Here is a 10962-nt window from a genome sequence, read left to right on the forward strand (position 1 = left end):
GAAAACAACCATTCCAATAGAACATATTTACTATGTGAATATATTTAATGTTTTTATCGCGCGCAGTGTTATCACAGTAATAAATGATTTGCATCAAAAATGCGCCTTTCAGCGCCACGTATTTTTGGACAGCAAATTATAAAATCGCGTTTCAAAGTCAGTAACATGTTCTCTGTTCAGGCGATATGACTTTATGCCCGGACGACACGCCAGCCGCTTTACCCTTACGTTTAGTCGTGATACGTTAGATCACATGAACACGAAACGATCCAACGCTACGCAACGCCATCTCCGCTGGTGGCTGCCTTCCTGAAGGCGGCACGGATCACTATCCCTCTTTAAGTAGCCGCCGAAAGGCGGCTACTGTGTTTCGGGACGTCTTTCGGCTTTACAGTAAGCATAAAGGAGTCCTTAATGAACACCCTTCCCATCATTCTGACTGGCGATCGCCCCACCGGCTCGTTGCACCTCGGCCATTATGTCGGTTCACTGCGCCAGCGCGTCGCGCTACAGCAGGATCACCAACAGTATGTCCTGATTGCCGACCTGCAGGGACTCACCGATAACGGCAGTAATCCGCAAAAAATCCGCGATAATATTCCGCAAGTGTTAGCTGACTATCTGGCCGTCGGCATCGATCCCAAGCTGACGACGATCTGCCTGCAATCCGCATTACCCGCCCTCGCTGAATTAACGGTGCTGTATATGAATATTGTTACCGTCGCCCGAGTCGAGCGTAATCCTACGGTAAAAAATGAGATTGCCCAAAAAGGCTTTACCCGTTCCCTGCCGGTCGGGTTCATGGCGTATCCCATTAGCCAGGCGGCAGATATCACCGCCTTTAAGGCCGAAATGGTACCAGTTGGCGACGACCAATTGCCCATGATTGAGCAAACGAATGAGATCGTTCATAAGATGAATAGTCTTTTCTCCTCGCCGGTATTGCGCCCCTGTCAGGCGCTCCTGAGCGATACGGGCCGTCTGCCAGGCATTGACGGCAGCGCCAAGATGTCGAAATCGCTCGGCAATACCCTGCTTCTTTCCGCCAGCGAAGAGACCATCCACCGTGCGGTCAGCGCGATGTACACCGATTCCAATCATTTAAAAATTAGCGATCCGGGAAAAATAGAAGGTAACGTCGTCTTTACGTGGCTGGATGCGTTCCATCCGGATAAAGCCAAAGTCGCGGCGATGAAAGTACATTATCAACAAGGCGGATTAGGCGATCGTGTCTGTAAAAATGAGCTGGAGACCTGCCTGCAAGAACTGATCGCGCCAATACGCGAACGGCGGGCAACCTTTATTGCGGATAAGGGAATGCTAATGGAATTGCTGAAAAAAGGTAGCGAGCGGGCGCATGAGGTCACTCAAAAGACGCTACAGGAAGTAAAACGTGGACTGGGTCTGCCCACGCTATTCCAGGTATAATCAGGCATCAACGTTGTCCAGCGGCCATGACTCAAACAGATAGCCATCAAAGTAGATGTCATCAACATTGGAAAACTCCAGCAGACGCTGCTTCACGTTTTCCAGGTGCTGCCACATCGCCAGCTTCGCTGCGCGGGCGTCTTTCTTAATTAACGCCGCGAGGATCTGCTTATGATCAACCAGCCACTCCTTACGGTAAAGCGTATCGCCCAGATGGCTATGAAGCTGGAGCCACATCGGATTATTTTCACGCCATTGCCAGGACTGGCGGAAGAGCTCTACCAACATACTGTTATGGGTCGCTTCGGCAATGGCCAGATGAAACTGCATATCGCCGCTTTCTGAGCCGCCCGGCGCGCTGGAGGCGAGCTCTCGCTCTTCCAGTTGTAACGCCTGGCGCATTTTAATGATGTCCTCGCGGGTGGCCTGCAGAGCGGCAAATTCAGCGATATTGCTTTCCAGCAACTGACGCGCCTGTAACAGTTCAAACGGCCCGGCGTCATTACAGTGATTGACGTCAGCGCCTTCCATCTCGTTATTATCCGCGCTGTCGAGCACGTAGATCCCGGCGCCGCGGCGGACTTCAACCAGACCTTTAATTTCCAACATGATCAGCGCTTCACGCACGACGGTACGCGTCACATTGAGCCTCTCAGCGATCTCTCTTTCCGGCGGCAAGCGCTCCCCAGGGCGGTACGGCGTCTGAACAATCAGATCCCGTATCATTGCGCCCACTTCCTGGTAAGGTCTTTGCTGAGAAGTGTTTGATTTCATATTGGTCGTGCCCGTCCGATGCGATTTCCCGGTATCAGACTATAGCATTTGTAAAGAGGGATAGCACGCGTAGCACACCAAAAACGCGAAACTGGTCAACCAACAAAACAATAATGCGCCCCGTTTCGCTAGTGAGGCCAGATAAAAGGAAAGGCAATAGACAATACACGACTGATGTTCCACCTTTAGCCCTGATGCCTGAATATGAACAGCATATTGGTTTACCAATATAAAATTTATCAACCAAAAATCAGGCCATAAAATGTGTCTGTACATTGACAGGAACAACGCCTCTGACATAGCGTGATCGGCGAAAATCCAGCCGCTCTCTTTGTATCAAGAACGCGTTATGATAAAAGACACCGTGTTTTTCGCCCCAGGCGTATCCGGGGGAAGCAACGCCTCCAGTCTGTCGAGCCGCCATCGCCGGGCAGCGATTATTCTGCATGAAATTTATGGTATTAACGCTCATATCCAACGCGCAGGCCATGAATGGATGACGCGCGGATTCGACATCTATATTCCCGCGCTGTTTCCTCACCATACCCCCTTTCGCTATGAACAGCAGGAGGAGGCTTACCGTCACTTTTCAGCAAATGTCGGCTTTGATCCCGCCGTCGTTACCACGTTACTCCACGATCTCAGAACGCAGTATGAGACGTTAATCGTCGTAGGATATAGCGTCGGAGCAACGCTCGCATGGCTAAGTGCAGCCAGTGGGTTATGCGATGGCGTCATTTGCTATTACGGTTCCCGTATACGCCAGTACCTTCATCTTGCGCCTCTCTGTCCGGCACTGGTTATTATCGCGCGTTATGAGCCGGCGTTTGATCCCCTCGCCATGCGACAGGCGCTGGAAAAGCGACCCCGGGTGCAGTGTAAAATGTACGATGCGCGGCACGGGTTCTGTGATGCTGATAGCGCCACCTTCGATGCCGCCTTATCGCATCAGGTAATGGACGATGTGAGCGCATTTATTCGCGACATCACCTGTGCAAACACATCGCCCGATTTTCAGCTTTAGTGGAGACTTTTTTCAACGAGCTGTTCCAGTTTTTTCAAAGTCTGTATGGCTGCGGCATCAAGACCATAACGTTGCAGCGTTTCAGCGGGATGATAACTGACCAACGTTCGCCCATCGGCTTGCTGGCTAATGAGCACCCGAAACGGTAAATCCAGTGCCAGTTCGGGATGCGCCAGCATGAGAGGCGTTCCGCCTTTAGGATTGCCAAAGACCAGAACCGTTGTCGGCGGCATTTTCAGGTTAACATTCTGTGCCGCTCTGGCATGGTCAAATTCCCCAAATAACACCAGACCGTGATCGGCGACAGCGTGCATCAACCTCGCTCGGGTCTGCAAATAATCATAAGCGCTGTAGGTTTTAACCATGGTTATCGCTCCATCCTCTGTTGCAAAGCCAGGCCTTATTAAGATTAACATCAGGGTTACCGCCAATAAAAAAGGCTTTAAAATAGTACTCATTCTTCTCTCTCCCTGACCCAATACCCATGAGTAAATGCGACACAGATGATATGCAGTTTAAAAATCAGTCATCGTACTGTACCCCTTATTATTGCACTGAACAGCTCATCACTAAAAAAACAGACGGCAGAACAAAAAATTCCGACGTCTGAACAAATTCAAATAACGATGATGCAGTCTGACTGAGCGACAGCGCGATCATTATTATGGCGCGGCACCATCTTCTTCAGCCCGCTGGGTAAGAAAAAATATACTCCGCTCAGTAAGATAATAAATACTACAGGCCAACTCTTCAGAGATACGGAGCATCATTGCGTAGTGATGATGCGATTTTTCTGGCGCCATCGGCAGAAATATTTCTGATTCCAGCACGTCACTTAAAAAATGAAATTTATGTACATATTCAGCAGATATAACGCCTCTCGCCATCAGATTAGCCATTAGTGTATTTAAACTATCTTGTTCATGATATACGATACCTTTTCTCTCATGAATTCTGAGAAGAACGCTTCTGAAGGCTGCATGACATTCCTTTACGACACAGGCAAAATCATTAAGCATCAGGCGATTATACGCTTCCATAAGATCATATTCGACAAAGCCATACTCTCCAGGGGAGTACAAATAATAACATATGTTTTTAAGCCGTTTTATTCTGCGCAACCTTACAATTCTACCATTTTCATAGCGATATTTTAAACTATGCTCATGAAATAGATTATTTAATTCACTAATCGCCTTATCCGGTTCTAACCCAAGCGTAACTTCATAGGTCCGAAGGTAGGTATCTATATAGTTAAAAGCAAGTTCAATGGTATCAATATGCTTTCTTTTATCATCTGTTTTTAATAACAGATTACTCATTTCATCCAGATATGACGTTGAATGCGCATATAAGGTGAATAAGCCATACTCTTTGCGCAACGTTTTACATATTCTTCGATAAACTTCATCAGAATGACTATTATGATAGCAGTATAATGTCATATCATAAAAAGAGGAGCAATTTCCTAGCGTATTGATAATCAATAATATTATTTGCTCGCGTATTTCTAACGGAATATCTTCATATAACAGATCGCTATGCCTTAGTGAGTATGGTCTAAAGGTGTGCATTCCTCCCCCTTTAACCGCAACAGAACAGATTACGCTATGGATAGCTTCACATTACTCTAATTCAGTAATTCAGGTATTAATATCAGCTCAACAGTGAGTCATTTTTTCTTATTTTTTAATGGTGTTGCGTGAATATTTATTTACTCTACAGTTAATTATAACCCATCGCCCTTTGTCATTCTGCTGATCATCACTGGTGCGAAAATCTGGATTATCCATGGCATTCAGTCTTCACTGAATGCCACAGACAAGGGTTATTCAACTAAAGCTCACCTGTCCCTTAGCCCTGCTTTCATTCCGTTACGTCACTGCCATACCAGCACACTTAAACGTAAGGTGAGCTTATTGTTTTTATCGACGGGTCAGAACAATTCTTCGCCGGTCATACAGTGTTTCAACAGAGAGCTGCAAGTCATATTTCGCATTTTTCAGTTTTCGCGATTTAAGCATTTTCATCGTGACGCCACTTATTTGCCCTGTTTCAATCCGTCTCTTGATTTCGGCTGTGCTTAACAGGAGTTGCCTCTTCAAAATCGACAGCAGGCTGACCTGAAAAGAACGGGAAATCCTGACGCTAACACTGACCTGCTTGTGGGAGGCGATACTGACCAGCCACCGTTCCTGAATGTGAAAATCAGGCTGCCCCGATAATTCAGCATTGTTTCGCTTCAGGATCGCGTTGTCATAAGCAAAATATTGCACCGTGGCAGCATCATTCGCCATCAGTCGGCAATAAAGATCGCGGTTAATTTTGCTGACTGGCAGGCGCGAGAACAGGGAGATATTCCAGGTGTAATCGCAGTGTGTGCATTTATAGATACTCCAGACATCGAGTACCTTCTTTTGCGAATTAACCCGAAATGCCCCAGAAGGCGTGAAATCCCGTTTTACGCTGCATGAAGGGCAACGTTTCGCTATGCGCTGATACCCCACAGGAGTGACAGTCCATATGACTTTCATAACGTACCTTTTTTAACCCATACAAAACCGGATCCGAACTCAGCGGACCATAAATGTTTATGCATGAAAAATATTTAAGTGATATTTTTCAGTGGGTTAAAAAAAGATTTCCAACGCAACAACCCTGTCAATGGCTAAAAAGATACGTCGAGACTATCAAAGCGGCCATTATCGGGTATATGAGTTTAATCAATATTCATTATGGTAGCGGCGGTATCTATTCAACTGACTTACTAAACGCATGATCCTCCCTTTGAGATCACACTTTTCACTCCCGGTTATTCACTTACAGAAAAGAGGTGTTATCATTCACGACGTAAATACCTTTCAACTCAACCCGAGGCTTTGATGCTGGAGAATGTCATCATCTGATAATCAGTTCCCCGACCTTTTCAGGCCGGACTGATTATCAATGCGCCGAAATCGAATGCGGACACCGCAGTGTGTTTGCACGTTTTGCCTATGATGATTAAACAGGTTCTTCAGTATGAATTTATCCCGTCAGGAACAACGTACCTTACACGTTCTCGCCAAAGGCGGACGCATTACGCACATCCGCGATGCGTCAGGCCGCGTCACCGCCGTTGAATGCTATAGCCGCGAAGGGCTGTTGCTTGCCGATTGCACGCTCGCTGTATTCAAAAAACTCAAAACCAAAAAGCTGATCAAATCCGTTAATGGTCAGCCCTACCGCATTAATACAACCGGGCTGAACAACGTTCGCGCCCAGCCTGACAATCGCTAAGGAGATGATGATGGATATCAGCGCCGTTATTTTTGCAACGCATCGCATTCGGCTATTACCCGATGAAGGCAAAATCCCCTGGGACGAGCCAGCCTTCAGCCAACGCATGCTGGAAAATCATCTGTCGCAGGACCACGACTGGGCCAGCCGCCGGCTAACCGTGATTGAGCAACAGGTAACATGGATTACCCGTCAGTTACCCGCTGGCGCCCGCATTCTGGATCTCGGCTGTGGACCCGGTTTTTATACCCGCCTGTTAGCGGAGCGTGGGTTTCACTGCACAGGCGTAGATTTTTCTCCGGCATCCATCACATGGGCTCGCCAGCAGGCGCAAGCCGCAAACCTGAATATTGACTACATTCAGCAAGATATTCGTACATACCACCCCACGGAACCTTTTGATTTCATTATGATGACGTTTGGGGAACTGAATGTCTTTAGCGCTGCGGATGCGCAAAGCCTCATCAGTCATTGCGCGCAGTGGTTGAAACCGGACGGCAAACTGCTTGTTGAAGTGCATACCTTCGATGAAGTTAAACGCCAGGGCATGGCGCAGCCAGGCTGGCAGCGTTGTCCGCACGGCCTGTTTCTTGCCGAGCCTCATCTGCTGTTAACGGAAAATGCCTGGGATGAAGAGGCCCAAACCAGCTCAACGCAGTTCTGGGCGATAGCGGAAAACGGCTGTACCACCCGTTTCGGCAGTCAAATGAAGGCCTGGCGCGATGATGAATATATCAGCCTGCTTGGTGATGCTGGCTTCACTGTGTTGCAGCGCCCGGACAGTCACGCCTGGCCGGTCGGCGAGACTTTTGCAGGCAAGCTGTTTGCGCTGCTGGCTGAAAAAGCATCCACTTCTGAGGATATTGCCCTCAGTAAAAGGAATAACCCAATGGATATCCCACGTATTTTTACCATTAGCGAAAGCGAACACCGTATCCATAATCCGTTTACAGCGGAAAAGTACGCCACACTGGGCCATGCGTTACGCATGAAGCCAGGCACGCGGATTCTCGATCTCGGTAGCGGCTCGGGTGAGATGCTCTGCACCTGGGCTCGCGATTACGGTGTTACAGGTACTGGCATTGATATAAGCCCGCTCTTCACCACACAGGCAAAACAACGTGCAGAAGAGCTCGGCGTCAGTGAATACGTACATTTTATTCATAACGACGCGGCCGGTTATATCGACGAGGAAAAATATGACGTGGCGGCCTGCGTAGGCGCTACCTGGATTGCGGGCGGTGTCGCGGGGACAATAGATCTGCTGGCCAAAAGCCTCAAACCAGGCGGGCTCATTCTCATCGGCGAACCGTACTGGCGTCGGATCCCCGCAACGGAAGAGATCGCCCACGCCTGTGGCGTCTCATCTGTCGCCGATTTTCGCCCCCTGCCCGAGCTGGTCGCCTTTTTCGACCAACTCGGCTATGACGTAGTGGAAATGGTGCTGGCGGACCCGCAAGGCTGGGACAGATATGAAGCCGCGAAGTGGATGACCATGCGCCGCTGGCTGGAGGAAAACCCTGACGATGAGTTTGCGCAAGAGGTTCGAACAGAACTGACGGTAGCCCCCAAACGTCACGTCACCTGGACGCGAGAATACTTTGGCTGGGGCGTATTTGCGTTAATCGCGCGATAACGTGAAGCAGGAGGTATAGCCTACAAGAGGTATACCTCCATTTAAAAGTATTCAACAAATTAACGCGGCTCAAGGCGGGAATATATCGTCTTAGAGACTATCCCACCAGGCGTTATTGGCGCAGCCAGTTTGGACACGGACAGCGCGCAAAAACCGGAGCGTACACGTAGTACGTGAGGATTTTGAGCACTGCCCAGGTCCAAAATGGCAAGTAAAATAGCCCTAATGGGATAGGCTCTTAATTTCGCCATTAAGTTTCTGCCACAATATGTCGCAAGACGTGCAAGCGTTCCACCTCACCTGATGAGCGAAACCACCATCAATAAGACGTTATTGCTGCAATTCAATTATTAAGAATAAAAAAAGAACTGGAAGAAAATTAGAAAATGACTTATCCACCATATTAGCTATTGTTAAAATCAAAGTAATCCCCCGTAAAGGCCGGATGTTTTTATTTCTCATAGACGAGAATTTATATATTATGATATAATGCGGTAGAAAAACATGCAGGTTATTAACCTGCCATTAATGTAAATAATTTTTTGAGGAGATGTTTCCAGTGGGACGTAAATGGGCAAATATTGTTGCTAAAAAAACGGCTAAAGACGGTGCAACGTCTAAAGTATATGCAAAATTTGGTGTAGAAATCTATGCTGCGGCTAAACAAGGTGAACCAGATCCGGAATCAAACTCAGCTTTAAAATTCGTTATTGAACGTGCGAAACAAGCACAGGTTCCAAAACATGTTATTGATAAAGCCATTGATAAAGCCAAAGGTGGCGGAGATGAAACGTTCGTGCAAGGGCGTTATGAAGGCTTTGGACCAAATGGTTCAATGGTTATCGCTGAAACGTTGACGTCTAATGTTAACCGTACGATTGCTAATATCCGCACAATTTTTAATAAAAAAGGCGGGAATATCGGAGCGGCAGGTGCTGTCAGCTATATGTTTGACAATACTGGAGTGATTGTATTTAAAGGAACAGACCCTGACCATATTTTTGAAATTTTGCTTGATGCTGAAGTTGATGTTCGTGATGTAACCGAAGAAGAAGGAAACATCGTTATTTATACTGAAGCTACAGACCTGCACAAAGGAATTGCAGCGCTAAAAGCAGCTGGAATTACTGAATTTTCAACAACAGAATTAGAAATGATTGCTCAATCAGAAGTTGAGCTTTCACCAGAAGATTTAGAAATCTTTGAAGGACTTGTTGATGCCCTTGAAGATGATGATGATGTGCAAAAAGTATATCATAACGTTGCAAACCTCTAATTATAAATTAAACAAATCTGTCTCTATGGCAGATTTGTTTAATTTATAAAGCTGTTATAAAAAAGTCTATCTGGCCAGATATATAGATTTTTAAATTTATGTGTCTTATCACGACCTGATCTGACACATAGTCTTGAAAGGTTGAGAGATACCGGTTTTGATATAGTGTCGAATCCTTATATAAAACATGAGGTAATTTTCATGTTTCATCCGACGAATCCCGTCAGCAAGCTAAGCAAAAGCCAGCAATATCGGGTTGCTTACAATCTCCCCGTGCTCTTTAAGGTGCCGCACCTTATGAATCCCGCTTGCGCTCGTGATGGTTCATCTGGCGCTCTACGCGTCGATTGACTACAGGTATGACTCCACCAGCGCGCTACAGACCATAGTGCGAGAACCGTGGCCGATTACTTTGATGCCTTTGATGTGATTCTGTTTTTAGCAGATAACGTATACCTCACTCAAAATCCCCCCAGATCAATGTCCTCCTCTGAACACCTCCCTCTTGTGCCATTCCACAAACCGTTCACCCGGATAATTTTCTTTCATCTGCGGCAACGCGATCTCTTTCCCCGCAAAATCCCAGAACAGCCGCTGTACCACTCCGCCACCATTCACCGCGTCGGAAACCACCACGCGCATATTTTCATCCAGGCCAATCGAACCACGATCGAACGCTTTATGATGGATTGCGCACAACGCCAGGCCATTAGGCACTTCACAAGGACCATGATGTTGCTTCCATCTGATATGGGCTGCTTCAAGGGCTATAGGGGCGTTGTCGTGGCGCATATTGAAGCCGCAGACCGCACATTGATAATTGTAAGCTCGTAGCACCGCCTGGCGGAACTTCGGATCGCGTTGACGGAGAGAGGTGCGAATATCAAAACCCATCTCGTCAGCGATGTCTTCCTGAATACTGGTCGGAAAATGCGCCTCAAGGATCTGCTGCGCCAGCGTGTCGATTAGCTTACGTTTTTTTGTTACCAGCGCGAAATTGTCGACATCAAACCCACCAGCAACATTATATTCAATGAGTTCACGTTTGGGTGGCTGGCGGCTACCGCTGGTTGAGCAGAAGTCCGCGTTTTGCAATTCCCAGAAACCATCGCCCTTCAAACGCCAGAACGGCATATCCGGGCGCTGTTCACGGCGCTGTGGCCCATAGCGCTCCAGCAAATCCAGCAATTGCTCATGAATTTCAGAACCATAATCAAACAGGCGATCGTGACCCTGCCGATAGTGCGAGAGAACATATAACAGCAATAACGGCTTATGCGGCGCACGCTGTTCGCCTTTGCGCCAAATAGTAATATTTGATATCGCTTGCTTTAGGGTTTTGTCAGAGGTCATTACATTGAAGAATTCATGAGCACATAGTTGCGATGATGCTCGCAACTATATGTACATTCAAGACATTATTGCAGACATACTTTTTGTCTATCGGCTCTGTACTAACAGTTAGCATTCTGATAACAATGGAAAAAACACAGCGCTCAACCGAGAAAGGTAGGTAACTTCTGGATTTCAGGCATAAAAAAGACC

The 10962-nt window shown here is 47.2% G+C and carries 10 protein-coding genes; 5 read left to right on the forward strand and 5 right to left on the reverse strand.

Going from position 1 to position 10962, the window contains the following annotated elements:
- Nucleotides 1-414 precede the first annotated feature (414 nt).
- Nucleotides 415-1428 carry a tryptophan--tRNA ligase gene (gene trpS, locus LCS67_RS19310; RefSeq protein WP_001094619.1) on the forward strand — a complete coding sequence of 338 codons (1014 nt, stop codon included), beginning with the start codon at nucleotides 415-417 and terminating at the stop codon, nucleotides 1426-1428.
- Here the strand turns inward: trpS and uxuR are convergent, their stop codons facing one another.
- Entirely contained in the window at nucleotides 1429-2202 is a 774-nt protein-coding gene (gene uxuR / locus LCS67_RS19315) for a Uxu operon transcriptional regulator (RefSeq protein WP_000841654.1), read from the reverse strand. It abuts the gene before it with no gap.
- 349 nt (nucleotides 2203-2551) lie between these two features.
- Between uxuR and LCS67_RS19320 the strand changes: the two genes are divergently transcribed.
- On the forward strand, nucleotides 2552-3226 hold the full coding sequence (locus LCS67_RS19320; protein WP_000588686.1) for a dienelactone hydrolase family protein: 675 nt from the start codon (nucleotides 2552-2554) through the stop codon (nucleotides 3224-3226).
- On the opposite strand, the gene LCS67_RS19325 is transcribed toward LCS67_RS19320, so the two are convergent.
- From LCS67_RS19325 to LCS67_RS19335, 3 genes are all read right to left on the reverse strand, one after another.
- A complete protein-coding gene (locus LCS67_RS19325; RefSeq protein WP_001642121.1) occupies nucleotides 3223-3684 on the reverse strand; it encodes a DUF302 domain-containing protein in 462 nt (153 codons plus the stop codon). The genes LCS67_RS19320 and LCS67_RS19325 overlap by 4 nt on opposite strands.
- A 204-nt stretch (nucleotides 3685-3888) precedes the next feature.
- Nucleotides 3889-4800: an STM4504/CBY_0614 family protein gene (locus LCS67_RS19330; RefSeq protein WP_000556785.1), complete on the reverse strand. Its 912-nt coding sequence runs from the start codon at nucleotides 4798-4800 to the stop codon at nucleotides 3889-3891.
- A gap of 351 nt (nucleotides 4801-5151) precedes the next feature.
- The gene (locus tag LCS67_RS19335; RefSeq protein WP_000864859.1) at nucleotides 5152-5760 is read right to left on the reverse strand and encodes a DUF1062 domain-containing protein; all 609 of its coding nucleotides are present in this window, start codon (nucleotides 5758-5760) and stop codon (nucleotides 5152-5154) included.
- Nucleotides 5761-6247: 487 nt separating this feature from the next.
- Here LCS67_RS19335 and LCS67_RS19340 point away from each other — a divergent pair, with 487 nt between their 5' ends.
- From LCS67_RS19340 to LCS67_RS19350, 3 genes are all read left to right on the forward strand, one after another.
- The gene (locus LCS67_RS19340; RefSeq protein WP_001054380.1) at nucleotides 6248-6505 is read left to right on the forward strand and encodes a YjhX family toxin; all 258 of its coding nucleotides are present in this window, start codon (nucleotides 6248-6250) and stop codon (nucleotides 6503-6505) included.
- A 4-nt stretch (nucleotides 6506-6509) separates the two neighbouring features.
- Complete coding sequence (locus LCS67_RS19345) at nucleotides 6510-8141, forward strand: methyltransferase domain-containing protein (RefSeq protein WP_000979784.1); 1632 nt, start codon at nucleotides 6510-6512, stop codon at nucleotides 8139-8141.
- Between the two features lie 559 nt (nucleotides 8142-8700).
- On the forward strand, nucleotides 8701-9417 hold the full coding sequence (locus LCS67_RS19350) for a YebC/PmpR family DNA-binding transcriptional regulator (RefSeq protein WP_000532939.1): 717 nt from the start codon (nucleotides 8701-8703) through the stop codon (nucleotides 9415-9417).
- A gap of 477 nt (nucleotides 9418-9894) precedes the next feature.
- Here the strand turns inward: LCS67_RS19350 and LCS67_RS19355 are convergent, their stop codons facing one another.
- Nucleotides 9895-10770: a phosphorothioated DNA-binding restriction endonuclease gene (locus LCS67_RS19355; protein ID WP_000199874.1), complete on the reverse strand. Its 876-nt coding sequence runs from the start codon at nucleotides 10768-10770 to the stop codon at nucleotides 9895-9897.
- Between the last annotated feature and the right edge of the window lie 192 nt (nucleotides 10771-10962).

The organism is Salmonella sp. A7 (genome assembly GCF_020181675.1).
GTDB classification, from domain to species: domain Bacteria; phylum Pseudomonadota; class Gammaproteobacteria; order Enterobacterales; family Enterobacteriaceae; genus Salmonella; species Salmonella enterica.